The sequence below is a fragment of the Hephaestia caeni genome (assembly GCF_003550065.1).
GTDB lineage: Bacteria > Pseudomonadota > Alphaproteobacteria > Sphingomonadales > Sphingomonadaceae > Sphingomonas > Sphingomonas caeni_A.
In genome coordinates this window covers 935,865-962,233 of record NZ_QXDC01000003.1, presented here as the reverse complement: position 1 = coordinate 962,233, position 26,369 = coordinate 935,865, and the positions used below count along the sequence as shown (strand labels likewise).

At 67.7% G+C, this 26,369-nt stretch carries 31 protein-coding genes and 1 tRNA gene; 12 read left to right on the top strand and 20 right to left on the bottom strand.

Annotation, left to right across the window (positions count from 1 at the left end; genetic code table 11):
- Positions 1 to 17 precede the first annotated feature (17 nt).
- Complete coding sequence (locus DFR49_RS13160; protein ID WP_119036424.1) at positions 18 to 926, top strand: prephenate/arogenate dehydrogenase family protein; 909 nt, start codon at positions 18 to 20, stop codon at positions 924 to 926.
- Positions 927 to 964: 38 nt separating this feature from the next.
- Here the strand turns inward: DFR49_RS13160 and DFR49_RS13155 are convergent, their stop codons facing one another.
- Genes DFR49_RS13155 through ftsE form a run of 4 tightly spaced genes read right to left on the bottom strand, consistent with a single transcriptional unit; the run spans position 965 to position 3,781 of the window.
- Entirely contained in the window at positions 965 to 1,648 is a 684-nt protein-coding gene (locus DFR49_RS13155) for a lysophospholipid acyltransferase family protein (RefSeq protein WP_211325875.1), read from the bottom strand.
- The gene (locus DFR49_RS13150) at positions 1,645 to 2,187 is read right to left on the bottom strand and encodes a YdcF family protein (protein WP_119036089.1); all 543 of its coding nucleotides are present in this window, start codon (positions 2,185 to 2,187) and stop codon (positions 1,645 to 1,647) included. The genes DFR49_RS13155 and DFR49_RS13150 overlap by 4 nt, the downstream gene beginning before the upstream one ends.
- The gene (locus DFR49_RS13145; RefSeq protein WP_119036088.1) at positions 2,184 to 3,077 is read right to left on the bottom strand and encodes a cell division protein FtsX; all 894 of its coding nucleotides are present in this window, start codon (positions 3,075 to 3,077) and stop codon (positions 2,184 to 2,186) included. The genes DFR49_RS13150 and DFR49_RS13145 overlap by 4 nt, the downstream gene beginning before the upstream one ends.
- Complete coding sequence (gene ftsE, locus DFR49_RS13140) at positions 3,074 to 3,781, bottom strand: cell division ATP-binding protein FtsE (protein WP_119036087.1); 708 nt, start codon at positions 3,779 to 3,781, stop codon at positions 3,074 to 3,076. Before ftsE ends, DFR49_RS13145 begins: the two co-directional genes overlap by 4 nt.
- 194 nt (positions 3,782 to 3,975) lie before the next feature.
- Between ftsE and DFR49_RS13135 the strand changes: the two genes are divergently transcribed.
- On the top strand, positions 3,976 to 4,698 hold the full coding sequence (locus DFR49_RS13135; protein WP_119036086.1) for an MJ0042-type zinc finger domain-containing protein: 723 nt from the start codon (positions 3,976 to 3,978) through the stop codon (positions 4,696 to 4,698).
- On the opposite strand, the gene DFR49_RS13130 is transcribed toward DFR49_RS13135, so the two are convergent.
- Entirely contained in the window at positions 4,670 to 6,028 is a 1,359-nt protein-coding gene (locus tag DFR49_RS13130; protein WP_119036085.1) for an MATE family efflux transporter, read from the bottom strand. The two genes, DFR49_RS13135 and DFR49_RS13130, sit on opposite strands and share 29 nt — an antisense overlap.
- Before the next feature lie 278 nt (positions 6,029 to 6,306).
- On the opposite strand from DFR49_RS13130, the gene DFR49_RS13125 reads away from it, so the two are divergent.
- The 6 genes from DFR49_RS13125 (at position 6,307) to DFR49_RS13100 (ending at position 12,124) form a co-directional block, all read left to right on the top strand.
- Positions 6,307 to 6,393, top strand: a tRNA-Leu gene (locus DFR49_RS13125).
- Between the two features lie 164 nt (positions 6,394 to 6,557).
- Positions 6,558 to 7,628 (top strand): type III polyketide synthase, encoded by a 1,071-nt coding sequence (locus DFR49_RS13120; protein WP_119036084.1) that lies wholly within the window; start codon positions 6,558 to 6,560, stop codon positions 7,626 to 7,628.
- A gap of 30 nt (positions 7,629 to 7,658) precedes the next feature.
- Positions 7,659 to 8,348, top strand: a complete 690-nt coding sequence (locus tag DFR49_RS13115; RefSeq protein WP_119036083.1) for a methyltransferase domain-containing protein — start codon at positions 7,659 to 7,661, stop codon at positions 8,346 to 8,348.
- Entirely contained in the window at positions 8,327 to 9,427 is a 1,101-nt protein-coding gene (locus DFR49_RS13110) for an NAD(P)/FAD-dependent oxidoreductase (protein WP_119036082.1), read from the top strand. Before DFR49_RS13115 ends, DFR49_RS13110 begins: the two co-directional genes overlap by 22 nt.
- A gap of 32 nt (positions 9,428 to 9,459) precedes the next feature.
- A complete protein-coding gene (gene msrB, locus DFR49_RS13105; RefSeq protein ID WP_119036081.1) occupies positions 9,460 to 9,864 on the top strand; it encodes a peptide-methionine (R)-S-oxide reductase MsrB in 405 nt (134 codons plus the stop codon).
- Between the two features lie 88 nt (positions 9,865 to 9,952).
- Entirely contained in the window at positions 9,953 to 12,124 is a 2,172-nt protein-coding gene (locus tag DFR49_RS13100; protein WP_119036080.1) for a transglycosylase domain-containing protein, read from the top strand.
- Positions 12,125 to 12,257: 133 nt separating this feature from the next.
- Here DFR49_RS13100 and DFR49_RS13095 read toward each other — a convergent pair whose 3' ends face one another.
- Genes DFR49_RS13095 through DFR49_RS13085 form a run of 3 tightly spaced genes read right to left on the bottom strand, consistent with a single transcriptional unit; the run spans position 12,258 to position 13,973 of the window.
- Complete coding sequence (locus DFR49_RS13095; RefSeq protein WP_119036079.1) at positions 12,258 to 12,980, bottom strand: M48 family metallopeptidase; 723 nt, start codon at positions 12,978 to 12,980, stop codon at positions 12,258 to 12,260.
- The gene (locus DFR49_RS13090; protein WP_119036078.1) at positions 12,937 to 13,371 is read right to left on the bottom strand and encodes a YcgN family cysteine cluster protein; all 435 of its coding nucleotides are present in this window, start codon (positions 13,369 to 13,371) and stop codon (positions 12,937 to 12,939) included. Before DFR49_RS13090 ends, DFR49_RS13095 begins: the two co-directional genes overlap by 44 nt.
- Positions 13,368 to 13,973 (bottom strand): SCO family protein, encoded by a 606-nt coding sequence (locus DFR49_RS13085; protein ID WP_119036077.1) that lies wholly within the window; start codon positions 13,971 to 13,973, stop codon positions 13,368 to 13,370. Before DFR49_RS13085 ends, DFR49_RS13090 begins: the two co-directional genes overlap by 4 nt.
- Positions 13,974 to 14,021: 48 nt before the next feature.
- Here DFR49_RS13085 and DFR49_RS13080 point away from each other — a divergent pair, with 48 nt between their 5' ends.
- Entirely contained in the window at positions 14,022 to 14,654 is a 633-nt protein-coding gene (locus DFR49_RS13080; protein ID WP_245968449.1) for an ankyrin repeat domain-containing protein, read from the top strand.
- Between the two features lie 45 nt (positions 14,655 to 14,699).
- On the opposite strand, the gene DFR49_RS13075 is transcribed toward DFR49_RS13080, so the two are convergent.
- From DFR49_RS13075 to DFR49_RS13025, 11 genes are all read right to left on the bottom strand, one after another.
- On the bottom strand, positions 14,700 to 15,191 hold the full coding sequence (locus DFR49_RS13075; RefSeq protein ID WP_119036076.1) for an MmcB family DNA repair protein: 492 nt from the start codon (positions 15,189 to 15,191) through the stop codon (positions 14,700 to 14,702).
- A gap of 96 nt (positions 15,192 to 15,287) precedes the next feature.
- Positions 15,288 to 15,980, bottom strand: coding sequence for a cell wall hydrolase (locus DFR49_RS13070; protein ID WP_119036075.1), 693 nt, complete (start codon positions 15,978 to 15,980; stop codon positions 15,288 to 15,290).
- A gap of 158 nt (positions 15,981 to 16,138) precedes the next feature.
- Positions 16,139 to 16,480, bottom strand: coding sequence for a DUF1491 family protein (locus DFR49_RS13065; protein WP_119036074.1), 342 nt, complete (start codon positions 16,478 to 16,480; stop codon positions 16,139 to 16,141).
- A complete protein-coding gene (locus DFR49_RS13060; protein WP_119036073.1) occupies positions 16,477 to 16,941 on the bottom strand; it encodes a PaaI family thioesterase in 465 nt (154 codons plus the stop codon). The genes DFR49_RS13065 and DFR49_RS13060 overlap by 4 nt, the downstream gene beginning before the upstream one ends.
- Complete coding sequence (locus DFR49_RS13055; RefSeq protein ID WP_119036072.1) at positions 16,931 to 17,398, bottom strand: PTS sugar transporter subunit IIA; 468 nt, start codon at positions 17,396 to 17,398, stop codon at positions 16,931 to 16,933. The genes DFR49_RS13060 and DFR49_RS13055 overlap by 11 nt, the downstream gene beginning before the upstream one ends.
- Positions 17,399 to 17,484: 86 nt before the next feature.
- Positions 17,485 to 18,072 carry a ribosome hibernation-promoting factor, HPF/YfiA family gene (gene hpf, locus DFR49_RS13050; protein WP_119036071.1) on the bottom strand — a complete coding sequence of 196 codons (588 nt, stop codon included), beginning with the start codon at positions 18,070 to 18,072 and terminating at the stop codon, positions 17,485 to 17,487.
- Between the two features lie 66 nt (positions 18,073 to 18,138).
- Positions 18,139 to 18,831: a DNA polymerase III subunit epsilon gene (gene dnaQ / locus DFR49_RS13045; RefSeq protein WP_119036070.1), complete on the bottom strand. Its 693-nt coding sequence runs from the start codon at positions 18,829 to 18,831 to the stop codon at positions 18,139 to 18,141.
- Positions 18,832 to 18,838: 7 nt separating this feature from the next.
- Positions 18,839 to 19,444 (bottom strand): dephospho-CoA kinase, encoded by a 606-nt coding sequence (gene coaE, locus DFR49_RS13040; protein ID WP_119036069.1) that lies wholly within the window; start codon positions 19,442 to 19,444, stop codon positions 18,839 to 18,841.
- Complete coding sequence (locus DFR49_RS13035) at positions 19,441 to 20,247, bottom strand: shikimate dehydrogenase family protein (protein WP_119036068.1); 807 nt, start codon at positions 20,245 to 20,247, stop codon at positions 19,441 to 19,443. Before DFR49_RS13035 ends, coaE begins: the two co-directional genes overlap by 4 nt.
- Positions 20,244 to 20,840: a Maf family protein gene (locus tag DFR49_RS13030; protein ID WP_119036067.1), complete on the bottom strand. Its 597-nt coding sequence runs from the start codon at positions 20,838 to 20,840 to the stop codon at positions 20,244 to 20,246. Before DFR49_RS13030 ends, DFR49_RS13035 begins: the two co-directional genes overlap by 4 nt.
- Positions 20,831 to 21,649 carry a pyruvate, water dikinase regulatory protein gene (locus DFR49_RS13025; protein ID WP_119036066.1) on the bottom strand — a complete coding sequence of 273 codons (819 nt, stop codon included), beginning with the start codon at positions 21,647 to 21,649 and terminating at the stop codon, positions 20,831 to 20,833. The genes DFR49_RS13030 and DFR49_RS13025 overlap by 10 nt, the downstream gene beginning before the upstream one ends.
- Positions 21,650 to 22,027: 378 nt before the next feature.
- Here DFR49_RS13025 and hemE point away from each other — a divergent pair, with 378 nt between their 5' ends.
- The 3 genes from hemE to rho all read left to right on the top strand — a co-directional run bounded on the left by hemE (position 22,028) and on the right by rho (position 24,849).
- Positions 22,028 to 22,987 carry a uroporphyrinogen decarboxylase gene (hemE, locus tag DFR49_RS13020; RefSeq protein ID WP_425454951.1) on the top strand — a complete coding sequence of 320 codons (960 nt, stop codon included), beginning with the start codon at positions 22,028 to 22,030 and terminating at the stop codon, positions 22,985 to 22,987.
- A complete protein-coding gene (locus DFR49_RS13015; protein WP_119036065.1) occupies positions 22,984 to 23,439 on the top strand; it encodes a CopD family protein in 456 nt (151 codons plus the stop codon). Before hemE ends, DFR49_RS13015 begins: the two co-directional genes overlap by 4 nt.
- Before the next feature lie 153 nt (positions 23,440 to 23,592).
- The gene (gene rho / locus DFR49_RS13010) at positions 23,593 to 24,849 is read left to right on the top strand and encodes a transcription termination factor Rho (protein ID WP_119036064.1); all 1,257 of its coding nucleotides are present in this window, start codon (positions 23,593 to 23,595) and stop codon (positions 24,847 to 24,849) included.
- A gap of 5 nt (positions 24,850 to 24,854) precedes the next feature.
- Here rho and DFR49_RS13005 read toward each other — a convergent pair whose 3' ends face one another.
- A complete protein-coding gene (locus DFR49_RS13005) occupies positions 24,855 to 26,333 on the bottom strand; it encodes a serine hydrolase domain-containing protein (protein ID WP_170151020.1) in 1,479 nt (492 codons plus the stop codon).
- Between the last annotated feature and the right edge of the window lie 36 nt (positions 26,334 to 26,369).

Below are 26,369 nucleotides of genomic sequence, written 5' to 3'. Positions count from 1 at the left end.
ATGGAAGCGGCACACTGATGCCCCCCTTCTCCCGCGTCACCGTCATCGGCCTCGGCCTGATCGGCTCGTCGATCGCGCGCGGCATTCGCGCGCGCATGCCGGATGTGTGCGTCACGGGGTACGACGCCAGCGCCGAGGTGCGCGACACCGCGCGCGCAATCGATCTTTGCGATACCGTGGCCGATTCGGCCGGGGCGAGCGTCGCCGAAGCCGATCTGGTCGTGCTGTGCGTGCCGGTAGGCGCGATGGGCGCCGCGGCCGCCGAGATCGCCGGCGACCTGCCCGCCGGGGCGATCGTCTCCGACGTCGGAAGCTGCAAGCAGGCCGTCGCCACGGCGCTGCGCGAGGCGCTGTCCGAGGCGGTGATCGTGCCCGCGCACCCGGTGGCAGGCACCGAGCAGAGCGGCCCCGAATCGGGCTTCGCCTCGCTGTTCCACGGCCGCTGGTGCATCCTGACGCCGCCCGAGGGCACCGATCCCGCGGCGATCGACCGCGTCGCCGATTTCTGGCGCCGGTTGGGCGCGGAGATCGAGCAAATGGCGCCCGACCATCACGATCGCGTGCTTGCGATCACCAGCCATCTGCCGCACCTCATCGCCTATACGATCGTCGGCACTGCGAGCGACCTGGAGGAAGTGACGCAGAGCGAGGTCGTCAAATATTCGGCAGGCGGCTTCCGCGACTTCACCCGCATCGCCGCGTCGGACCCGACGATGTGGCGCGACGTCTTCCTCACCAATCGCGAGGCGGTGCTCGAGATGCTCCAGCGCTTCTCCGAGGACTTAACGGCGCTGCAACGCGCGATCCGCTGGGGTAAGGGTGACGAATTGTTCGACCTGTTCACCCGCACCCGCGCGATCCGGCGCGGGATCGTCGAGCAGGGTCAGGACGACGCCAAGCCCGATTTCGGCCGCACGCACGAGTAAAGACATCTCCCGTTACCCCAAGCCTGGCATGACGGCGCTCAATCGAGCGCGTTCATCTCGGCATGCACCCGCGCCTCCGCTTCCGCGCGCGACAGGCCGGGAGGGACCGGCGCGCCGAAGCGGAACGTCACCACGCCGGCGCGCTTCGCGCCCTTCCTCGGCCATATCCGCCCCGAATCGAGCGCGATCGGCACCACCTCGACCCCCAGCGCGCGATAAAGGCCGGCAAAGCCCGCGCGCAGCGGCGGACGCTCGCCGGGTGGGACGCGCGTGCCTTCGGGAAAGAGGACGATCGAGCGCCCCTCGGCGAGCGCCGCCTGCGCCTCGCGCATCATCCGGCGCAACCCCGCGCCCGACGACTGGCGATCGATGACAATGATGCCATAGCGCCGCGCCGCCCATCCCCAGATCGGAATCCGCGCCAGTTCGGCCTTCATCACCAGTGCCGGCGCATCGAGCATGAGCGCGAACTCGATCGTCTCGAACATCGCCTGGTGCTTCGCGGCATAGAGCACGGGCGCATCCGGGCGCGCACCCTCGACGCGCGTCCGGATACCGAGGATCCAGCGCGTCGTCCATCGGTGGACGCGCGCCCAGACCTGCGCATAGCCGATCATCGCCGGACGCCCGATCAGTGCCGGGATCGGCGCGGCGAGGACGATGGCGACCGACAGGCTGTAAAAGACGATCATGAAGGCGATCGTCCGACCCCAGGCGATCATCCGCCGATCCCCGTCCACAGCGCGATCCGACGCAGGATCAGCTTGTTGTATTCGGCGAGCAGCAGCGACAGGCTCGGCTCCTTCTGGGGCACACCGTCGGACACCAGCTCGACATCGCTGTCGAGCGCGTGGCGCAGTTCCATCCGCGCGCGCGCCATGTGCCAGTCCGACGTCACGAGCCGGACCGAGCGATAGCGATGATCGCGCACCCACGCCGCCGTCTCCTCGGCGTTCGAGCGCGTATCGACCGCCTCATGGCCGAGATCGATGCAGCATTCGAACACCGCGGGCCGGGTCTTGTATTCGACGGCGAGCTCGATCGGCCGCACCGTCGGCGCGACGCCGCTCACCAGCATCCGCCGCGCGGCGTGGCGCTCGATCAGCGCGATGCCGCGATCGATCCGCCCCGCGCCGCCGGTCGGGACGACGATCGCATCGGTCGTGTGCGCGGGATCGAGCGGGGCAGGTAGCGCAAGCATGAACGCCGCGAAACCGAGCGTCCAGGCGAGGACGAGCACCCCGAGCGCGCGAACGATCACAGCCGCTTCCCCAACGCGACGAGCACCGCGACGCGCGCCGCCCCGAGCGCGAGCAGCGCGAAAGCGAACGGCAGCGCGACGAGCACGATCCAGTCGCCCGCCCCCAGCGCGACGCCCCCGAGCAGATCCGATCCCAGCGCCGCGATCCGCCAGCCGACCAGCGCGATGATCGCCGCCGCGACGACCGTGCCGACGATCCCGCCCGCCAGCGTATCGAGCGCGATCCGGCGCTGGAACAGCCGCGCGACCTGGATGTCGGTCGAACCCATCATATGCAGCACCTCGATCGTCTCGCGATGCGCCTCCAGCCCCGCGCGCGCGGCGAGGATCACCACCGCCGCGGTCGCCCCCGCCATCAGCACGACGAGTCCTACCGCGAGCCACACCAGCGTGTCCATGAAGCGACTCACCGGCGACATCCAGCGCTGGTGCCGATCGACATGCGCGGCAGGGGTGATGCGCGTTATCGCCGCGTCGACCCGGCGAATCGCGGCCGGGCTCGCATCGGCGAGGTCGACGTCGATCAGCGCGGGCATCGGCAGATCGGGATCGACGCCGTCGGCCCCGAGCCACGGCCGCAGCAATTCGGCGAGCGCGGCGCGATCGACCGCCTTGGCCGAGGCGACCTCGCCCATCGCCCGTAACCGCGCCAGCGCCGCAGCGGCATGCGTTTCGCGCACCCGCGCATCGGCCTCGACGATCTGCACCGTCAGCCGCCCCGCGAGCTGGCGATCGAGCGATTGCGCGGCGCCGCGCATGCCCAGCCCGAGCGCGGCGGCGAGCACCGTCAGCAACAGCATCACCGCCATGATCCAACGCATCGCACGGGTGTGGCGATCGTCGTCGAGCACGCGCCGGTCGGCAGGCCGGGTGAGGATGCCGAGCTTCATGTCTCGTCACGCCGCGGCGGAAAGCGCAGCGCGCCGGTGGGATCGTTCAACCGCCCCTTGTCGAGCCGCATCATCTTCGCGCCCGAAATGCGGCTGATGAGATGGAGGTCGTGCGTCGCCACCACCAGCGTCGTGCCGAGCCGGTTGAGCGAATCGAACAGATGCAGCAGCCGTTCGGCCATGTCGGGATCGACGTTGCCCGTCGGTTCGTCGGCGACGAGAATTTCGGGCCGGCCGATCACCGCGCGCGCGATCGCCACGCGTTGCTGCTCGCCGCCCGACAGCGTCGGCGGGCGCGCCTCGATCCGGTCCGAGAGCCCGACCCAGGCGAGCATCTCGCGCACCGGCGTGTCGATATCGGGCTCGGGCACGCCCGCAATCCGCAAGGGCAGCGCGATATTGTCATAGGCCGACAGATGCGAGACGAGGCGGAAATCCTGGAAGACCACCCCGATCCGCCGCCGGAATCCGGGCAGCCGACGCCGCGGCAGCGTTACCGCATCCTCGCCGAACAGCCGGATGATGCCGCGGCTCGGCCGCTGCGCGAGATAGAGCAGCCGAAGCAGTGAGGTCTTGCCCGCGCCGCTCGTGCCGGTGAGGAAATAGAACGCGCCCGCCTCGAGCGTGAAGCTGACGTCGGACAGCGTCTCCGGGCCGGTGCCGTAGCGCAGCCCCACATTTTCGAACTGCACGATATTCGCCATGCGGCGCCAGACGCTCTCGGTTCGATTGCTGACCCGTCTCGTGCCATCGCACGGGCCGCGATACGCTTCAAGCGCGCCGGCGCCCCTTGCGCGCGTGGCCGCGTGCGGACTAGATTCCGCCAGACCAGTTTCCCATCGTCAGCGCCACGCGGCGCCGCTATCGCCATCCGGCGTCCACAGGTAATTGTCCGCCCATGATCCTCGAATGCCCGGAATGCCACACCCGCTACCTCGTTCCCGACAGCGCCATCGGCGCCGACGGCCGCACGGTGCGGTGCGCAAGCTGCAAGTTCAGTTGGTATCAGGCCGCCGCGGCGGCGGACGACGCACCGCCGCCAACCCCAGCTCCATCTCCTGTGGCGCCGCCACCCAGGCCCGCACCGCCCGCGCCCGCCGCGCGCGTGTTCGACGAGGAGCCGGGCTATACCAAGCCCGCCACCGCGCGCGATTACGACGCGTTCGCGCATCAGCCGCCGTTCCGCCCGCGCCGCAACCCCGCGCGCCGCTGGACGATCGCGGCGGTCGCGACCGGAATCGCGCTGCTCGCGGGCACCGGCGCGATCCTCTATTCGGGCGCGCCGGGGATCGTCGCCGGGCTCGGCATCCCGATCGGCCCGGTCGAGACGCCGCTGCGCTTCGCCGACAAGGCGATCGACCGCCGCAACCTGCCCTCGGGCGCCGAATTGTTCGCGGTCTCGGGCACCGTCGTGAACCCCACCGCCGAGCGCCAGCGCGTCCCCGACATCCGCGCCGAACTGCGCGATGCGCACGGGCGGCTCGTCTATAGCTGGACGATCACCCCGCAGCAGCGCACGCTGGGGCCGCGCGGCACGATCGAATTCAACTCGGGCAAGCTCGACGTGCCCGCCAATTCGAAGATGCTCGAACTCAGCTTTGCCGGTGAAAGCGGCGGCTGAGCCGCCAGAAGCGGCTGCCGTTGAGCAACGCGGCGACGAGCATCCCCGTTCCCGAGGCATAGACCAGCCCCATCGGCCCGACGCCGTGGTCGACCAGCGCCCAGCCGAGCCCGCCGGTGACGAGGAAATAGGCGATGATCGAGTTGATCCCCGCCACCACCTGATCGCCAAGCGAGCGCAGCGTGTAGACCAGCACGATCTGCAACCCGTCGAAGATGATGAACGGCGCCCAGACCGGTAGCATCGCCGCGGCCAGCGCGTGAACCTCGCCGGTCGCGGGAAAGCCGGCGACGATCAGGGGGGATGCCAGGACGAGCAGCGCGGCGAGCACCGTCATCGCCGCGCCCGCCAGCCCGATCGCGATCCCCGCGCGCGGAATCGCCGCTCCGGGATGGCCTTCGCCCACCGCGTTGCCGGTCCGCACCCCCGCCGCCGAACCGAGCCCGAGCGCGAGCCCGAAGGTAACGTTGTGGACCGAGAACACGATCTGGAAGGCGTGCGCTGTCGCATCGCCCAATTGGGTCGACAGCGCGATCAGGATCGAGAAGCCCGCCAGTTCGAGCGCCGAGGCGATCGCGGGCACCAGCCCGAACCGCGCCAGCGCCAGCGCACCACGCCCGACGCCCGCCCACGCCGCACGGCCGAGATCATGCACGCCGCGCGCATCGGCATGACGCAGCGTCCACACCGCCACCAGCATCGCCACCGCGCCGAGCGCCGAGGCAAGCACGGTTGCGGTCGCCGCGCCCACCGCGCCCATCCTGGGAAAGCCGAGCAGGCCGTCCGCGAGTATCCAGGCAAGCAAGGCGTTGAACGGCAGTACGCCGAGATTGACCACCATCACCCGGCGCGGGCGGCTGATCCCTTCGAGGAAATAGCTCGCCGCGACGATGACGAGTTGGAACGGGAAGCCGAACGCCATCACCCGCACGACGCGCGCGGCATCGGGCACCAGCGCGGGCGCGACCCCCACCGCCGCGAGCAATTCGGAGGCGAAGCCGAACAGCACGAGCCCCGCCGCCACGCCGAAACCGAGCCCGAGCACCAATCCTTCGCGCAACACGCGCCCGGTGCGCCCGAGATCACCCGCGCCATCGGCACGCGCGACGAACACGAGCACCCCCGACATCGCCCCCAGCGCCGCGACAATCAGGATGAAGGTGAGCGTGCGGCTCGCCCCCAATGCGGCGACCTGCTCGGTCGAGACCAGCCCGACGACGACGATGTCGGTGACGTGGAGGATCGTCCAGTTGAGGCTGGTGAGCACGACGGGCCAGGCCAGCGCGAGAATGCGGCGCGTCTCGGCAGTGAGGAAGCGGCGATCGGGCATGGGAGGCGCTGCTTAGCGGCTGTTTGGGAAATCGCGAAAGGGCGATTTCCGAAGCGGCACCGGCCCGCTCCCCCACCCGGCCACCCAATGCAATTATCCTATGAGTGGCCGGGTGGGGGAGCGGGCCGGTGCCGCAATGCGCCCGAAAGGCGCATTTCCAAACGGGCTCTTAGCGGGCTGCGATCAGGCAAGGAAGCAATCTGTTGCAAGCCCGCGCACGCGATGCTAGGGGCTCGCGCCTGCCAGCCACCGGCGGTTCTCGCCGGTGCTTATCACGTGCGGTCGTGGCGGAACTGGTAGACGCGCAACGTTGAGGTCGTTGTGGGCGAAAGCCCGTGGAAGTTCGAGTCTTCTCGACCGCACCATTCCCCTGATCGGGGTTGTTCCAGAACAGAATCGAGCATCGATCCGCCACTCGGCGTGCAAACGTCCATGCGCGCGCGATCCGCTATCGGCCGCGTCTCGGAACGATTCGGATGCGCGCGCGCTGTGGCGATGTCGGCACGTTTGCGTCGACGGAAAGGTGCCCGTGGCTCATCCCGCCTTCCTCAATGCCGTCGGCATCGCGGTTCCCGATCATGATATCCACCAGCCCTTCATCGATTGGGCGCAAACCCGCATCGACGATCCGCGCCAGGCGGCGTTGTTCGATCGGATGGCGGCACGATCGGGGATCGCACACCGCTGGTCGGTGCTCGATCGCGCGCCCGGCGGCGGGTCGCCGGTCATGCCCGGCGGCTTCTACGCCAGGGGAATGCCCGGCACCGCGGCGCGGATGGCGCTTTATGCCGCGGCCGCTCCCGCGCTCGGGCTCGCCGCGATAGAGGCGTTGCGGGCGCAGGTCTCGCTCGACGGCATCACCCATCTGATCGTGGCGAGCTGCACCGGCTTCGTCGCACCGGGGATCGACCAGATCATCGCCGCACGGCTGGGGCTCGATCCCGGTGTCGAGCGGCTGCTGATCGGGTTCATGGGCTGCTATGCCGCGATCACCGCGCTTAGGAGCGCGCGCCACATCGTCCGGTCGGAACCCAGGGCCCGCATCCTCGTGCTCACCGTCGAATTGTCGACGCTCCACCTTCAGGATGAGACCGCGCTCGAGCCCTTGCTCGCGGCGCTCCAGTTCGGCGACGGCGCCGCCGCCGCGCTGGTGACGGGCGATCCCGGCGGGGTCGAACTGGGGCTGCCCTTCGCCACGACGCTGCCCGAATCGGAGGCGCTGATCCGCTGGACGATCACCGATACCGGCTTCGCGATGCACCTGTCGGGCGAAGTCCCCGCGCGGATCGCCGCCGGTCTCGGCGATCCCGATGTCGCCCACGCCGCCACCGGCGGCCGCGCACCGGCCGAGATCGACGGCTGGGCTGTCCATGCCGGCGGGCGCTCGATCCTCGACGCGGTCGAACATGCACTCGATCCGCCGCCGGACGCGCTTGCGGCCTCGCGTGGGGTGCTCCGCGATTACGGCAATATGTCGTCGTCGACCTTGATGGCGGTGCTCGCGCGATTGCTCGACGGGCCACCAATCGAGAACGGCATCGCGCTCGCCTTCGGCCCCGGCCTTGCCGCCGAGGGCTTCGGCTTCGCGAGCGCCCGATGATCGGGGCCGCCCGATGATCGGGGTCATCCCATGAGCCTCGCCATCCGCGCCGTCGCCGAGGAACGGATGGACGCCGCCGACCTCGATGCCGACACCTATGCCGCGGTGGTGAGCGACCTCGCCAGGGTCAATGTGGTGACGATGGCCGCGCGGCCGACGCTCGGCTTTCTCGCCCGCGCGACGCGGGGGATGACGCGGGTGCGCGTGCTCGATGTCGGCTTCGGCGACGGCGACATGCTGCGCCGAATCGCGCGCTGGGCCGCGCCGCGCGGGATCGCGGCCGAGCTGGTGGGGGTCGATCTCAACCCCCGCAGCGAGCGGGCGGCGCGGCTACACACCCCGCCCGGATTGCCGATCCGCTGGGTGACGGGCGATTATGCCGATCTGGCCGGTCGCGGCTGGGATGTCGTCATCTCGAGCCTCGTCGCGCACCATATGACGCACGCGCAACTCGTCGCCTTCCTGCGCTTCATGCACGCCGAGGCCGCGCGTGGCTGGCTGGTCAACGATCTCCACCGCCACGGTTTCGCGCACGCCGTCTTCCCGCTGCTCGCGCGGGCGATGCGCTGGCATGAGATCGTGCGGCGCGATGGCACGCTCTCGATCGCCCGGTCGTATCGCCCCGCCGAATGGCCGCCGATCCTTGCCGAAGCGGGGATCGAGCGCGCGCGTGTGTTCCGTGCCTTCCCGTTCCGGTTATGCGTCGAACACCTGCGCTGATCGTCGGCGGCGGCCCCGCCGGGGCGGTCGCCGCGCTGCTGCTCGCGCGCGCCGGGGCGCCGCATCTGCTGATCGAGCGCCAGGCCGAAACCGGCGACGCACTGTGCGGCGGGTTCCTGAGCTGGCGGACGCTCGCCTTGCTCGCACGGCTCGGCATCGAAGACGACGCGATCGGCGCGCGGCGGGTGACGCACGTCGCGCTGTTCGCGGGCACGCGCCGCGCGACGATCGCCTTGCCGCAGCCCGGCGCGGCCGTCTCGCGGCGGCGGCTCGATACGCTGCTGCTCGATCATGCCGCCCGCGCCGGAGCCCGGATCGAGCGCGGGATCGGCGCGCGCGCGACGACCGACGGCGGCCTCCGCCTCGATGACGGCAGCGAGATCGCCGCCCACGCGCTGTTTCTTGCCACCGGCAAGCACGATCTGCGCGGTGCGGCGCGCCCGACACCGGCGCGCGATTCGGATCGCGTTCTCGGCTTGCGCGTGCGGCTCGCCCCGGCGCCCGCGCTTGACCGCCTCATCGCCAATCGCATCGAACTGCACCTGTTCGATCGCGGCTATGCCGGGGTCGTTCTCCAGGAAGACGGCACCGCCAATTGCTGCCTCGCGGTACACCGTTCGCTGCTGGCCGAGGCGGGAAGCCCCGCTGCGTTGCTCGACCGGCTCGCCGCCCGGAATCCAGCGCTTGGGGAACGGCTCACGTGGCGCGGACCCGCGATCATCGATGCGGTCGCCAACGTCCCCTATGGCTGGCGCGAGACCTGTGGCGCGCCGGGATTTTTCCGGCTCGGCGATCAGGCGGCGGTCATCCCCTCGCTCGCCGGCGAAGGCATCGCCATCGCCATCGCGAGCGCGGCGGCGGCGACGCGGACCTATCTGCGCGACGGCGCTGCCGCGTCATGTGCGTGGCAACCGATGCTCGCCCGCCGCAACGCGCGCGCGATGCGCGTCGCAGGGGTCGCCCGGCAGCTCGCCGAAAGCCCCGTCGCCGCACCGCCCCTCGTCACGCTGGCCGCCGCATGGCCGGGCCTGGTCCGGATCGCCGCACGATTGACCCGGATCGGGTCGATCCCCATTTGACGAGGGTGTTTCCACAGCCGAAAGGTCCCGTCATGGATCATGTCACGCTTTCCGAGGCCGAATGGCGCGCCAGGCTGTCGCCCGCCCAATATCACGTGCTGCGCGAGGCCGGAACCGAACCCGCGTTTGCGGGCCATTATTACCATAACAAGGCTGATGGCATCTATCGCTGCGCGGGCTGCGGCAACGTCCTGTTCGACAGCGCCGACAAATATGATTCGGGATCGGGCTGGCCCAGTTTCACCCGGCCAACCGCGCCTGATCGGGTGACCGAGCACCGCGATTCGAGCCACGGCATGACCCGCACCGAGGCCCGCTGTGCGCGCTGCGACGGGCATCTCGGCCATGTCTTTCCCGATGGCCCGCCGCCTGCGGGGCTGCGTTATTGCATCAACTCGCTGTCGCTCGATTTCCACAGTCGCGACGAGAGCGAATAGGATTATTACGCTTGTTTGGAGGCTAACGAGCCCCTTATCGGGACGCTTGTTCGGCACAGGTTAAGACGCTATCCCGCCAAACGACCTCATGGCCCGTGCGTCCTCTCCCAAAAGAAAGCCTTCCCGGCGGCCGTGGCGCCGCCGGCTGATCCTTGCGCTCAAGATCCTGGGCGTCATCGCTGCGCTGGGCGTCATCGCGCTCGCCGTCACCGTCTATACGACGCGCGCGCAACTGCCGAGCTTCGACCAGCTCAAATCGTCGCCCAACGGCCAGATGATCCGCGTCCATGCCGCCGACGGCACCGTGATCGTGTCGCTCGGCCCGAGCTATGGCGAATGGCTCAGCTACGACGAGATTCCCAAGGTCATGCGCGATGCGACGGTCTCGGTCGAGGATCGCCGCTTCCGCTCGCATATCGGCATCGATCCGATCGGCGTGCTGCGCTCGGTCAAGCTGATGATCGCGAATTGGGGCACCGATCGCCGCATCCAGGGCGCCTCGACGATCACCCAGCAGGTCGCGCGCACGATCTTCCTGTCGAACAAATACACCTTGTCGCGCAAAGCCCATGAGGCGATTCTCGCGCTCGCGCTCGAGCGCAAGTTCTCGAAGGACCAGATCCTCGAGCTGTACATGAACAAGGTCTATTACGGCGGCGGCGCCTATGGCATCGACGCAGCGTCACGCAAGTTCTTCGGCCATTCGGCGAAGCAACTGAGCCTCGGCGAGGCGGCGGTGATCGCCGGGCTGGTCAAGGCGCCGTCGCATTATTCGCCCACCGCCGATGCCGAGGCCGCGATCGGCCGCGCCGGCGTGGTGCTGCAACTGATGGCCGAAACCGGCGCAATCACGCCCGAACAGGCCGCCGACACCGATCCCAAATCGGTCGCGCTTGCCCCCGAGCCGCACCAGAACAGCGTGCGCTATTTCACCGATTGGGCGCTGCCTCAGCTCGACATGCTGATCGACGAGACCAACGCACCGCTCGACGTGTGGACGACGCTCGACCTGTCGATGCAGCGCGCCGCCGACACCGCGATCAAGGCCGATGTGCCCAAAGGCGTGCAGGGGGCGCTCGTCTCGATCGACCGCGACGGCGCGGTGCGTGCGATGGTGGGCGGCAAGGATTACGTCTCGTCGATCTACAACCGCGCCACCACCGCGGTGCGCCAGCCGGGCTCGTCGTGGAAGCTGTTCGTCTACCTCGCCGCGCTCGAGGCGGGCTACAAGCCCGACGACATGGTCGTCGACGAGCCGGTGACGATCCAGGGCTGGAGCCCCCGCAACGATTCGGGGCATTTCTCGGGCGCGATGAAAATCCGCACCGCGCTCGCCTATTCGGTCAATACCATCGCCGCGAAGCTCGGCCAGGATGTCGGCTTCCATACCGTGGCGGATATGGCCCGCCGCTTCGGCATCACCACGCCGATCGACACCACCCCGGCGATGGTGCTCGGCACCTCCGAGGTCCATCTGATCGACATGACGCGCGCGTTCGCGAGCGTCGCCAACAAGGGCATCGCCGTCACGCCCTACGGCATCACCAAGGTGACCGCGAACGGCGTGACGATCTACCAACATGAGGTCGATCGCAGCCACGTCCTCGTCGCGCCCTATGTCGCCGCCGAGATGACCGACCTGCTCCAGACCGCGGTCGCCACCGGCACCGGCCGCGCCGCGCAGATCGGGCGCCCGGTCGCGGGCAAGACGGGCACCACGACCTCGAACAAGGACGGCTGGTTCCTCGGCTTTTCGAGCGGCCTCACCACCGGCGTATGGATGGGGCGCGACGACGCCAAACGCGTCGGCGGCCTCTCCGGCGGCCATGCACCGGCGCGCGCCTGGCACGATTACATGATCAAGGCCGTCGCCGGGCGCCCGGTCGAGCAGTTCGACACGCAGGTGACGCTGCCCGAATGGCAGCTCGAGCCCGACGAGGAGAGCTATTTCGGCCAGCCCGACAACGGCATGTTCGTCGACGAGAACGGCTATCCGATCGCACCCGGCACCTATCCCGGCGACACGCCCACCGGCCCGCCACCGCAGCAAGGCTATCCCGACGCCTATCCGGGCGGCACCTATCCGCCCGATGGCAGCAGGACGGCCCCGCCGGAGCAGCCGCCCGTCCAGCAACCTCCCGAACGGCTCGACCAGGACTGGATGGATCGCGTGCTCGGCCGCACCCCCGATCCCGACCGGCGCGCCGCACCGGCGCCGGCGCGCACGCCGCCACCGAACGATCGTTCACGCGGGCCCTAGGTGTTTTGATCCACTTGCGTGGATAGCGGCACCAGCCCTCTCCCCCACCCCGCCTCCCATTCAGGATGATGCCGTGGGAGGCGGGGTGGGGGAGAGGGCTGGTGCCGCCCGATTCAGCAAAGCTGAATCGACTCTAGGATTCACGGCCGATCCAGTGAAGCGCGGCGCCGTTGGCGCGCAGCCACGCGCGCGCCGGTGCCGGATCGTCCCCCAGGATTCGCGCGGCAGCGGCATGGAAAGCAGGACTATGATCCATATGCAGCCGATGCGCGACCTCGTGCGCCACGGTCGCGCGGCGGACATGATCGGGGGCGAGGATCAGCCGCCAGCTATAGCGGATCGCGCCCGACGCCGCGCAGCTTCCCCACCGTCCGCGCGGATCGCCCACCGCCACTTGCGATACGACGACGCCGGCGCGGCCCGCGTAGAAAGCGGTGTCCTCGCTCAGCACGCGCAACGCCTCGCGCCGCAACCATGATGTGATCCGCCGCGCGAGTCCTTCCGGCGGCCCACCGCAGACGAGGCGGTGGCCCTCGCGCACCACGCGCCGCGATCGGCCGGCCTCCCAATCGATCACGAGGTCCGTGTCGCCGAACGGAATCGCGACACCCGGCGCGAACGGCCGCCGCTCGGGCAAGCGAGATTGCTGCGTGGCGATCCAGTCGCGCTGGGTCTCCGCCCAGCGCAGCGCCGCCTTGACCGAGCCACGCGCGGGCACCGTCAGCCTTGCTTCGCCACTGGTGGGATCGATCGACAGCCGCGCCCGCCGTGCTTGCGCGTGGCGGACGATGCGGATCGCGTGCGTCACGGCGTCAAAGCTCGCGATCGACCATATGGTGTTCGAGATCGCCGGCATCGTCCTCGGAGATCGTCCAGCCGCGCACCGATTGCCCCGCCCGGTGCACCGCCTCGCGATCGCCGCACACCAGATAATGCCAATCGGGCAGGGGCTTCCCCGCCGCGCGCAGCCGATAGGCGCAGGTCGCGGGCAGCCAGTCGATATCGCGGACGTTGCCGATCGTCAGCCGCACGCATTCGCTGACGAAGGCGTGGCGGTGGCGATAGTTCGAACATTGCCCGCTCGTGCGATCGAGCAGCCGGCAGGCGACGTTGGTCGCGACCAGCTCGCCGGTTTCGTCATCCTCGAGCTTGTGGATGCAGCATTTGCCGCAGCCGTCGCACAACGCCTCCCACTCAGCGCGATCGAGCTTCTCGATCGGCACGTCTTCCCAGAAGCGCGCGCTCATTTCGCCCAGCGTTCGATCTCGTCGACGATCGGCTGCGGCGGGCCTTCGACGGGGAGCAGCGCGAGCGGCTTGCCCTCGGGGCTCATCAGATACGCCATGCGGGTATGATCGACGAGATAGCCGCCGCCCGGTCCCGACGGCTGCGCCTTGTAATAGACCGCATATTCCTTCGCGACCTTGGCGATCGTCGCGGGATCACCCGTCAGGCCGAGCAGCCGCGGATAGAAAGCGTCGGTGAACTCGCGCAGCACCGCGGGCGTGTCGCGCGCAGGATCGACCGTCACGAAGATCGGCTGGATGCGGGCCGACAGCGCCGGATCCTTCTGATCGAGCAGTCGCATCGCCGCGCCCAGATTCTGCATATCGACCGGGCACACATCGGGGCAGAAGGTGTAGCCGAAATACACGATCCGATATTGCCCGGCGAAATCGCGATCGCTCACCGGCGTACCGTCCTCGCCCGTCAGCGTGAACGGTCCGCCGATGGCCGCGCCGGCAAGCGGCGGATCGGCCTGGGCGGTGTTTGCCGCATCGGGTTGCGGCGAGCAGGCGGCAACCGCTAGGAGGAAGGCTGGTAAAAGGGCGCGACGCAGCTCGTTCATGGCGCGGCCAGCCATGATCGGTTAAGACCCGCGGCGCAAGAGCAGGGAATGGGAAGCATCATGGCGGTGGGCTTTGTTCGGATCGCACTCGCGAGCGCGCTGCTCGCCTCGGCGACGGGGGTGCACGCGCAGCTCAATTATTCCGACGGATACAAATTCCTGGAGGCGGTGCGCGACGCCAAGGGGCAGGACGTCACCGATCTGCTCGCCAAGCCGGGTACGACGGTGATCAATTCGCACGATCGCAAGAACGGGGAGGGGGCGCTCCACATCGTCGTCAGGCGCAACGACCCCACCTATGTCCGCTTCCTGCTCGAACACGGCGCCAATCCCGACATTCGCGACAATCAGGGCACGACGCCGCTGATGCTGGCAGTCACCCAGAACGCACCTGCTTGCGTCGCGGCGCTGCTCAATCCGCCCGCCGGCAGTAGGCGCGCCGACGTCAACCTCGCCAACGGCAGCGGCGAGACCCCGCTGATCCGCGCGGTGCAGCTCCGCAACCTCGATCTCGTGCGCACCTTGCTCAAGGCAGGCGCCGATCCCGATCAGGCCGATCACCTCGCCGGCCTGTCGGCGCGCGATTACGCCCGCAACGACAGCCGCAGCCCGGCGCTGCTCCAGGCGATCGAGACGACCGAGCAACCGGGCCGCAAGGCCGTTTCCGGCCCGACGTTATGATGTGAAGCGCGGCGCCGGCCCTGTTTCGGCAAAACCGAAACAACCTCAAAAAAGCAATGCCGCCTCAGGATCGAGCGCACCGATCAACCGCCGTCCGGCGCGGCGCGCGAAGGCGAGCGTGCAGCGCTTGCGGGCGTGTGCGGGCATGGCGATCCTGCCTGCTTCACGCACGATCGCCGCATCGTAGCGATCGGCGACGATCAACCCCGTGCGCGCCGGCAGGAACGCCTCACCATCGAGCGGACTCGCGTCGAATCCCGCCGGCAATGCCCAGAAGAAGCGGTCGCAATGATCGAGATACTCGGTCCATTTGGCGTCCCCGAGCAGATCGGCCCGCGCGACCTTGATCTCGACGATCACGATTCCGCCCTTGGCATCGATCGCCATCAGGTCGGCGCGGCGTCCGCCATCGAGCGGCACCTCGCCCATCGCGACCAGCCCGTGACGCAGCAGCAGCCGCGTCACCCCGCGTGCGACATCGGCGGCACACAATGGCCCCCTCGGATCGTCGATACAGGAGGCAGGCGGCGTGATCATCCCGCCGATACTAGAACAAGAGGCGAACGACGCCAACCCGCTGGTGGCCGGGTGGGGGAGTGGACCGGTGCGGCTTCAACGGAAAGGCGGAAAAACCTACCGGTAGAAGACGTGGTGGCCGATCGTCGCGACCTGGGCCTTGCCCCAGCCGGGGCGAACGCGCTTGGCGTGGAAGAACAGCGCCTCGGGCGCCGGATCCTTGCTCCAGTCGTCGGCCATCGCGACCTGCGCGACCGCCATCGCGGTGCGATACGCCTTACGGTTGGTGTCGATCGCGGGGATCTTGCCCCCGCGGACGAACGAGAACTGGCCACGCTGGGTCACCACGCCGCAGATCGTCGACGGAAAGCGCCCCGATTCGACGCGGTTCATGATGACATTGGCAACCGCGAGCTGGCCCGAAAGCGGCTCGCCCTTCGATTCGAAATAGATCGCACCGGCAAGGCAATTGAGCTGGGGATCGGCCTCATCGGGCATCGTCTGCGCGGCAACCGCCTCGGCGAGCGACGCATAATCGGCGTCGGCGGCGACCTCTTCGGTGGGGATCATCTGGACATGGACACCATCGGGCGCAGGCACCGGTTCGGCGGTGATCACGGTCGTGGTATCGATCCGGGGAACCGTCACCGATGCCGAAACGTTGGGAAGATCAGCGGCGGTAGTCGATCCGTCGAGCGCGGCCTTGGCCAGCTCGGACGCGGCGCCTGGAGACGCGAGGGCGAGGGTGCCCGCACCACCCACGCAAAGCAGAAACGCCGCGGCGGCCGCGACGCGCTGGGATATGGTCATTGATCACAAATTGAATGCGGTTGGCCCGCGGCCGGATCATTCGTTCGACAGTCGATCCGCCGGGTCACCCCCCGACTGCGTCACCGGCGGCCTCTGACCCCGACGGCACAACGCGTCTTTCTCGTTGCTGAACGCTGTGGTTGTGCGCCCCAAAAGAGTCAATCACCCAGGATCGTTTCAGCGGCGAACCGTTCTGCCGCCGGGATATCCAGTTCGATCACCCACAAATCGGGATCGGATCGCCGGCGCCGCGCCCAATATTCCGATATTTCTTCTTCATTATCAGTATTTTGTGGACCAGATGTCACCAGCGTCCCGGCACCATCAAAGTCGAGCCCACGTTCCAGAAAGCACGGATTGGCGCCGTTCTCGCGCGCGAGAACGAGGATCGCGCCCGCCTGGGCGTCGCCCTTGGCGAGTACCATGCCGAGCCCGCCCGAATCGTTCACCCGCCTGAGCAGCGCGCCGACCACGATCCCGCTCGGCAGCCGCGCGCTCATGTGTTCGGACGATAGCCGGCGAGCGTCGCGAGCGGGATTCGCGAACGCATGAAGGTGCCGGTGCCGCGCGCCGCTTCCTCGCCGGCGGCATCGATCAACCGCGCTTCGGCGACGAACACGCGCCGCTGCCCGCTCACCCAGCGCCCTTCGGCGGTGACGGGGCCTTCACGCAGCGGCTTGGTGAACAGCAGGGTGAAGGCGGTGGTCAGCAGAAAGCGATCGGTGACGAGGCTGTTCGCGGCATAGAAAGCGGCGTCGTCGAGCATCTTGAAATAGCTCGTCCCGTGCGCCGCGCCGGCGGCATGGAAATGCCGGGGCTCGATCGTGAAGGCAATGCGCGAGGTGCCAGGGCCGGTGATGGTGAGCCGCGAATCGAACAGGCCGTTGATCGGGGCCGCGGCGTAGAGCGATTCGAGCGCACGGAAATGCGCGTCCTCGCCCGCCGGCACCTCAGGCGGCATCGCGGGCTTCGCTGTCGGTGAGCAGCGCATAGAGCGCGTCGGGCGAGCCCGCGCCGCGCAGCTTGGCGACGAAACCGGCGTCGCGCAGCCCCCGCGACACCCGCGCGAGCGCCTTCAGATGATCGGCGCCCGCCTGCGGCGGCGAGAGCAGCATGAAGGCGAGATCGACCGGCAGGTCGTCGATGGCCTGGTAATCGATCGGCTGCGCGAGCTGCGCGACCACGGCCACCACGCGATCGAGCCCCTCGACGCGGCCGTGCGGGATCGCGACCCCGCCGCCGAAACCGGTCGAGCCGAGCTTTTCGCGTTCGGCCAGCGTTTTGGTCACAGCCCGCGGATCGAGCCCGTAAGCTTCGCCCGCCGCCGTCGCCAGCGCCTGGAACAAATGCTTCTTGGTCGGGGCCGGCACCTGTGCGAGCGCGGTGTCGGGGCGGAGAATATCACTGAAATCAGTCATTATATTTACCGTCTGGCGTGACCCGCGCCCGTTCTTGATCGGGCGCGGGTCACAAAAGCAGGGAAGGTCGATCGGGTGTGGGGATTTCAACCGGCGCGGTTGGGCTCGACCCAGCCGATCGTGCCGTCGCCGCGGTGATAGACCATGTTGTAAACGCCGGTGCCGCTGTTCTTGAACAGCAATGCCGCGGTGTTGCGCAGGTCGAGCATCATCACCGCATCCGACACACTGGCCTCGGGAATATTGGCGCGCGTTTCGGCGACGATCAGCGGATGATCGATCGCGATCTCCTCCTCGCCTTCGATTTCGGAGAAGATCGTGTAACCGGCATTGTCATAGGAGAAAGCGTCCGCCGTGGCCAGCGCCTCGCCCTGGTTGCGGTCCTTCAACCGGCGCATGTAGCGGCGCAACTGCTTTTCGATCTTGTGCGCGGCGCCGTCGAACGCGCCATAAGCGTCGGTGCCGTCGTTGGCGCCCTTGAGCACCAGCCCCTGCATCACATGCGCGACGATGTCGCAGGTGAAGCGATTGTCGTGCGGGCCACGGCCGAAAGTGACCTGGGCGGCGATCGCGCGGGAGAAATATTTACCTGCAATACCCTGGAGACGGTCTCGACACTGCTGCTTGAGCGCGTCGCCGACATCGACCTGGTGGCCCGAAACCCGGATATCCATAGCCATCTTCTCCATTCTGAATGAGGCCAGCCTCAATAAGGGACGTGGGCACGTCCCCGGGGATCGTCAACCCGGCGCGCCGGTGTTCCAGAGCGGATTGACGATATCCTTCAGAAACGCCGCATGCGTCACAAGTTCCGCCTCGCTTGGCGCAAAAGTGCGCGGCGGGCGCACGATCGCGGGCGCCGGCGCAGCGCGCGCGGGCGCCGACGAATCTCCGGCCTCGACCACCAGCCCCAGACCGATCTGCCGGCCGCCGGTCAGCTCGACATAGACCTGCGCGAGCAATTGCGCGTCGAGCAGCGCGCCGTGGAGGACGCGGTGGCTGCGATCGATGCCGAAGCGCGAGCACAAGGCATCGAGCGTGTGCTTGGCGCCGGGATGGCGCTGGCGCGCGATCGCGAGCGTATCGACCATCCGCTCACCGCCGATCGTCACCCGCCCGCAACGGCCAAGCTCGCCGTTGATGAACGAGAAATCGAACCCGGCATTGTGCGCGATCAACGGGCTGTCCCCCAGGAAATCGAGCAGCGCCTCGACCGCATCGGCGAACAGCGGCTTGTCGGCGAGGAAGGCGTCGCTGATGCCGTGGATCGCCTGCGCCTCGGCGGGCATCGTGCGTTCGGGATGATAATAAGCGTGGAAGGTGCGCCCGGTTTCGACGCGGTTGATCATTTCGACGCAGCCGATCTCGACCAACCGGTCGCCACCGCCGAAGCTGAGCCCCGTCGTTTCGGTATCGAAGACGATTTCACGCATTCCGATACTATCGCCCCGAAGCCTCCGCGAGGCAAGCGATCAGGCCACGAACCTGCGCGCGCGTCTCCTCTTTCGGGCAATCGGTCGAAATCACGAAATCGGCGCGCGCGCGCTTCTCCGCATCGGGCGTCTGGCGCGCCAGGATCGCCTCAAATCGCGCCGCCGTCATGCCCTGCCGCGCGAGCACGCGCGCGCGCTGCACCGGTTCGGGCGCGGAGACGACCACGACTTTGTCGACACCCGCGTCGCCGCCGGTTTCGAACAGCAGCGGGATATCGAGCACCACCAACCACGCCCCGGCGTTGGCAGCGAGGAAGCGCGCGCGTTCCTCGGCGACGACGGGGTGGACCAGCGCTTCGAGCCGCCGCAGCTTTTCAGGATCGCCGAGCACCGCTTCGCCAAGCGCGGTGCGGTTCACCCCCTGGGGCCCGGTCGTGTCTGGAAACACCGCCTCGATTCGCGCGACGAGGCGGCCACCCGGCCCCTGGAGGCGATGCACGGCGGCATCGGCATCGAACACCGGGACGCCTTCATCGGCGAACATCGCCGCGACGGTTGATTTGCCCATCCCGATCGAACCGGTGAGCCCGAGCGTCAGCGGCCGCGCGGTCATGACGTCAACAGAGCGCGCAATTCGTCGTCGCGCGCACGCGGGGGCTCGGCACCGAAGAAGATCTCGAACGCGAGCGCGGCCTGCGCGACGAGCATCTCGAGCCCGTCGACCGTGTCGAGACCGCGCGCGTGCGCATCGGCGAGCAAGCCGGTTTCAAGCGGCGCGTAGACGATGTCGTACACCACCGCCTTCTCGGGCAGCGGCGCCAAATCGAGCGCGAGCGGTGGCTGGCCGGTCATGCCCAGCGGGCTGGTGTTGACGAGCAGCGCGGCGGGCGGCAGCGCCGCATCGAGCGACAGCGCATCGCCCTTCAATCCGAACGACGCGAGCAACGCGGCGCCCTTGAGCGGCGAGCGGTTGAGCAGGGTCACGCGGCCGACCCGCATCGTCGCCAGCGCGAACAACACCGCCCGCGCCGCGCCGCCCGCGCCGATCACCACCACCGGCGCATCGGCGAGGTCGAGATCGGCGATTGGCGCGAAGAAGCCGCCGGCATCGGTGTTGGTGCCCACCAATGCCCCATCCTCGGCGCGGAACACGGTGTTGATCGCGCCGATCGTACCGCGGACGTCGCCCCGATCCTCGACCAGATCGAGCGCGGCCTGTTTGTGCGGCAGCGTGATGTTGCACCCGCGCCAATCGGGATCGGCGCGCCGCTCCTCGAAGAATCCGGCCAGCCCGTCGGGCATCACATGGGTTGCGCGATACGATGCGTCGAGCCCGAGCGCGTCGAGCCAGAAAGCATGAATCAGCGGCGACTTGCTGTGCTTGATCGGATCGCCGATCACCTCGGCGTAGCTCATGACGTCAACACTCCCCGCGTCCGCAGATAATCGAGCACGGGCAGCAAGGGCATCCCGAGCACGGTGAACTGGCTGCCCTCGATCCTGGAAAAGAGCTGCGCGCCCGGCCCTTCGATCCGATAGCAGCCGACGCAGCCCGAAATCGCGGGCCATTCCTTATCGAGATAGTCGGCGATGAACGCCTCCGACAGCGGCCGCACGAACATCTTGGCACGATCGACGACGCGCCAGACGGGGCGGCCGTTCTCCGCGATCACCGCCGCGCTCACCAGATCGTGGCGGCGGCCCGACATCGCCCGCAAGTGCGCCGCGGCCTGCTCGCGGCTTTCGGGCTTGTCGAGCATCGTCCCGTCATCGAGCGCGACCAGCGAATCCGAACCGAGCACGAGCGCGCCCGGCATCGCCTGTGCGATCTTGACCGCCTTCAGTTCGGCGAGCGCGTCGGCCAGATTGCGCGGCGCGACGTTTTCGGCGCGCATCGCTATCTTGACCGCTTCCTCATCGACATTGGCCGCGATCGCCTCATACGGCACCCCGGCGGCATCGAGCATCGAGCGGCGCGACGCGCTCTTGGAGGCCAGGATCAGACGCATAAGGCATCGCGTTGCTGGACGAGCGCGATCACCGCGGCGGCGGTCTCCTCGATCGAGCGCCGGGTGACGTCGATTACCGACCAGCCGTTGTCGGCGAACATCCGCCGCGCGAACGCGACCTCGCGCTGCACCGCATCGGCATCGACATAATCGGTCTCGGGTGCCTGGTTGAGCGACAGCAACCGGTTGCGGCGGACCTGGATCAGCCGGTCGGCGCTGGTCGTCAGCCCGACGACGAGCGGGTTCTTGAGCGAGAACAAGGCCGCCGGCGGCGGGCTTTCGACCACGATCGGGATATTCGCGGTCTTGTAGCCGCGGTTGGCGAGATAGATCGAGGTTGGCGTCTTGGACGATCGCGAGACGCCCGCGAGCACAACATCGGCCTCTTCCCAGTCCTCCGCGCCGATCCCGTCATCATGCGCGATCGTGAACTGGATCGCATCGACCCGCGCGAAATACGCGGCGTCGAGCACATGCTGCCGCCCGGGGCGCGCCTTGGCCTGCTGGCCGAGCATCGCCGACAAGGCGTCGTTGACCGGATCGAGCGGCGCCACCGCGGGCAACCCGAGCGCGCGGCAGCGCTGTTCGAGGATACGCCGCGTCGTGCTGTTGACGAGGGTATAGATGACGAGCCCGGGATTCTGGGCGATTTCCTGGAGGATACGCTCGAGATGGGTTTCGGTGCGCACCATCGGCCAGAAGTGACGGATCGTCTCGACGTCGTCATATTGCGCCAGCGCGGCCTTGGCGATGTTTTCCAGCGTCTCGCCGGTCGAATCGGACAGCAGATGGAGGTGCAGCCGCATCATGGGCACAGATCTGTGGACAACATGCCCGCAACCGCTAGCGCAACATCCCCCGCCCGCCAAGCGACGGGCACGTGGCGGATAACCTTCGAATCATCCACAATCTCGTCGACAGCCGCTCGTACGCTGCACAGGCTGTGGATAACGGGGACGAACGAATCGAATCGCGCGACGGTCGCGGCCTCGCAGGGTCAAGCTGTTGGCATATCGGGCACGACCGCATAAGCCCCGGCATCCACGCGCCAACCACATCAACATCCTCTTTGAATCTTATTTCTTGGATAGAAGAAGGGAGTGCCCAACCTGTCGGGATCGCCTGAAGCCAAGCCGCTGCTCGCAACGCTGCGGGGTATCCGCCAGCCGGTACCGCCGATCTGGCTGATGCGCCAGGCGGGGCGCTATCTGCCCGAATATCGCGCGCTGCGGGAGACCAAGGGCAGATTCCTCGACCTTGCGATGGACCCCGAGGCCGCGACCGAGATCACGCTTCAGCCGATCCGCCGCTTCGGGATGGACGGTGCGATCCTGTTTTCGGATATCCTGATCGTCCCCTGGGCGCTGGGGCAGGATCTGCGCTTCGAGGCAGGCGAGGGGCCGCGACTGGCCCCGCCGCTGGTCGAGACCGTCCTCGACAGCCTCGTGTGCCGTCCCGAACGGCTCGATCCGGTCTATGCCACCGTGCGCGGCGTGGCGGCATCGCTGCCCGCCACCACCACCTTGCTCGGTTTTGCCGGATCGCCCTGGACGGTGGCGACCTATATGGTCGCGGGACAAGGCAGCCGCGATCAGGCCGAGACGAGGGCGCTTGCCTATGGCGATCCGCAAAAGTTCGGCGCGATCATCGACTCGATCGTCGCGATGACGATCGATTATCTCGGCGGCCAGATCGAAGCGGGCGTCGAGGCGGTGCAATTGTTCGATAGCTGGGCGGGCAGCCTTTCGCCCGATCAGTTCGAACGCTGGGTGATCGCGCCGACCGCGGCGATCGTCGGCGGGTTGAAGGCGCGCCATCCGGATGTGCCGATCATCGGCTTCCCCAAAGGCGCGGGCGGCAAGCTCGTGGCCTATGCGCGCGAGACAGGAGTCGATGCGATCGGGATCGACGAGACCGTCGATCCGGCGTGGGCGGATGCAATCCTGCCCGATGACCTGCCGGTGCAGGGCAATCTCGATCCGCTCGCGCTGCTTGCCGGCGGCGCCGCGCTTGATGCGGGCGTTGACCGCATCCTCGCCGCGTTCCACAATCGCCCGCACGTCTTCAATCTGGGCCACGGCATCGGCCAGTTCACGCCGATCGCGCATGTCGAACGCCTGCTGACGCGGGTGAGGGGGAAAGCATGATCGGTTTTCTCGGAACCGCCTATCTCTGGGTAAAGGCCGCGCACGTCGTGTTCGTGATCTTCTGGATGGCGGGCATGTTCATGCTGCCGCGCTATCTGATCCATCATCAGCAGGCGCTCGGCGATCCCGCGCAGGAGGCGCTGTGGATCGATCGCGAGGCGAAGCTCCGGAAGATGATCGTCACGCCCTCGATCCTGATGGTCTGGGTGCTGGGGGGGCTGCTCGCTGTCAATTTGGGCCTGTTCGACGGGCAGGCGGGGCTTGGCTGGCTTCACGCCAAGATCGCGCTCGTGTTCATCCTGTCGGGCTATCACGGCTGGGCGGTCGGCTATTCGAAGAAACTCGCGCGCGGGGAAGCACGGCTGACCGACCGTCAGTTGCGGATCGCCAACGAATTCCCGGCGCTGATTGTGATCCTCGTCGTCATCCTGGTGGTCGTGCGGCCGTTCTGAGCGGCACGCGCTTGACTTGACGGGAGGCCGCACTTAATTCGCCGGATATCCGGTGCGCGGTGGATCGCCCGTTGCCGGCCCTCCTTTTTCCGCCTCGTCGCCTTTCCGTCGACCGACGCGCTTTCATCACAAGCCCGCAGCCGGACTTTCTCCATGCATCTCAAAGACCTAAAGAAGAAGACTCCCGCCGAACTGGTCGAAATGGCCGAAGCGCTGGGGGTCGAGGGCGCCTCGACGCTGCGCAAGCAGGATCTGCTGTTCGGTATCCTCAAGGAACAGGCCGATCTCGGCGACCAGATCATGGGGCTCGGCACGATCGAGGTGCTGCCCGACGGTTTCGGTTTCCTGCGCAGCCCCGAGGCGAATTATCTCGCCGGCCCCGACGATATCTACATCTCGCCCAACCAGGTCCGCAAATTCGGCCTGCGCACCGGCGACACCGTGGAAGGCGAGATCCGCGGCCCCAAGGACGGCGAGCGCTATTTCGCGCTGACCAAGCTCACCAGCATCAATTTCGACAATCCCGACGTCGTCCGCCACCGCGTCAATTTCGACAATCTGACGCCGCTCTATCCCGAGAGCAAGCTGACGCTCGATCCGCAGGACCCGACGATCAAGGACAAGTCGGCGCGCGTCATCGATATCGTCAGCCCGCAGGGCAAGGGCCAGCGCACGCTGATCGTCGCCCCGCCGCGCGTCGGCAAGACGGTGATGCTCCAGAACATCGCCAAGGCGATCACCGACAACCATCCCGAAGTCTTCCTGATCGTGCTGCTGATCGACGAGCGGCCTGAGGAAGTGACCGACATGCAGCGCAGCGTGAAGGGCGAGGTGGTGTCCTCGACCTTCGACGAGCCCGCCAACCGCCACGTCCAGGTCGCCGAAATGGTGATCGAGAAGGCCAAGCGCCTCGTCGAACACAAGAAGGATGTGGTGATCCTGCTCGATTCGATCACTCGCCTGGGCCGTGCCTACAACACCGTCGTGCCCTCGTCGGGCAAGGTGCTGACCGGCGGCGTCGACGCCAATGCGCTCCAGCGCCCCAAGCGTTTCTTCGGCGCCGCGCGCAACATCGAGGAAGGCGGCTCGCTCTCGATCATCGCCACTGCGCTGATCGATACCGGCAGCCGCATGGACGAAGTGATCTTCGAGGAATTTAAGGGCACCGGTAACTCGGAAATCGTGCTTGACCGCAAGGTGGCCGACAAGCGCATCTTCCCGGCATTGGACGTCGGCAAGTCGGGCACGCGCAAGGAAGAGTTGCTCGTCGACAAGGCCAAGCTCTCCAAGATGTGGGTGCTGCGCCGCATCCTCATGCAGATGGGCACGATCGACGCGATGGAGTTCCTGCTCGACAAGATGAAGGACTCGAAGACCAACGAGGACTTCTTCGATTCGATGAATCAGTAGAAGCGTCAGTCCTTCCCGTCGGTCAGCGTCGCGAGATGGCGCTGATACCGGATCGACGCGGGGTCGAGCGACACCGCCTTGCGCATCGCGGCGATCGCGTCCTCGCGCTTGCCGAGCGCCTCATAGCCGTCGGCCAGGCTGTCATAGCTGTTGGCTTTGCCCGGATAGGCGCGGGTGAGGAGATCGAACACCGTGACGGCGTCCGCCGGGCGTTTGTGCCGCAGGAGATCGTAGCCGAGCTGGTTGAGATCGCGGTCGTCGATCACATAGCGGCGCGGCGCGGCGGCAAGCTCGCGATCGAACCACGTCGCGACCGATGCGGCGTCGCCTTTGCCGAGCCGGTCGGGCAAAGCCCAGGCGATCGACGGCTGGACGGATGGCGCGGGCTGGCCCATCGCCAGCGCGGCGAGCACGGCGACATGATCGTCCACGCTGTCGTCCTGCGCATTGTTGGTGAGCTGTACCAGTGTCAGATGCTCGTCGGGCAGATAGGACAGGTCGGCCTTGAACGCGCGCCAGTCGCCGCCATGCTGGATCCGGGCATGGCCGGCGGTGTCGGGACGTAGGCCGAATCCCAGGCCCTCGGGCGATACCTTGCCGTTGGGAAGCGTCGCCGGCGTGGTGGCTTGTGCGTAGAGCGCGGATGAGATCACGCGGCCGGTATTGAGCGCGTGCTGCCAACGCGCGAGATCGCCGACGGTCGAATAGACACCGCCGGCGCCCTGAACGAAGAAATCGGGAATTTGATCATAGGCGCGACGATCGCCCAGCGGCGATTCCTGGAAGCCGTAAGCGCGGTTCGGGATCGCATCGTCGGTGGGGGTGCGCAACCGGGTGTGATCCATCCCCAGCGGATCGAACAGCGTCGTTTTCAGATAGGCGGCGAAGGGCTGCCCGGTCATCTGCTCCACCAGCAGCGACAGGACGATATAGCCGGTGTTCGAATATTCGAAGCGCGTGCCCGGCGTGAACCGCAGCGGCTTGTGCTCCTCGGCCAACACCGCGACCGCATCGCGCGTGGTGATCGGTTCGCTTGGTCGACCCGCATCAAGTTGCATCCCGTAATGATCGAGCACCTCGGGAATGCCCGAACTGTGCGACAGAAGTTGCCTGACGGTGATGTCGGGATAGGGAAATCCCGGCAGGTGCGAGGCGACTGCGTCGTCCAGCGCGAGTCGATGATCGTCGACGAGTCGCAACACGGTCGCGGCGGTGAATTCCTTCGATACCGATCCGATGTCGAACGCGCTGTCGGCAGTCAGCGGCGTCCGCGCGGCATCGCCGGCATCGCCCACCGCCCCGACGAAGATCGTCTTTCCGCCGCGCGCCGCCAGATACGCGCCGTTGCAGACATGCGCGGCATGGCAATGGTCGAGATAGGTGCGGAAGGCTTGCGTTGTCGGGGTCTCGTCCGCCGCCCATGCCGCCGCGGTCGTGAGCGAGGCGATGAGCAAGGCCGCGCCGCGCGCAAGTGTATTACACATACAGGTCACCTCCGACGGCATCCGTATTGTTTGGAT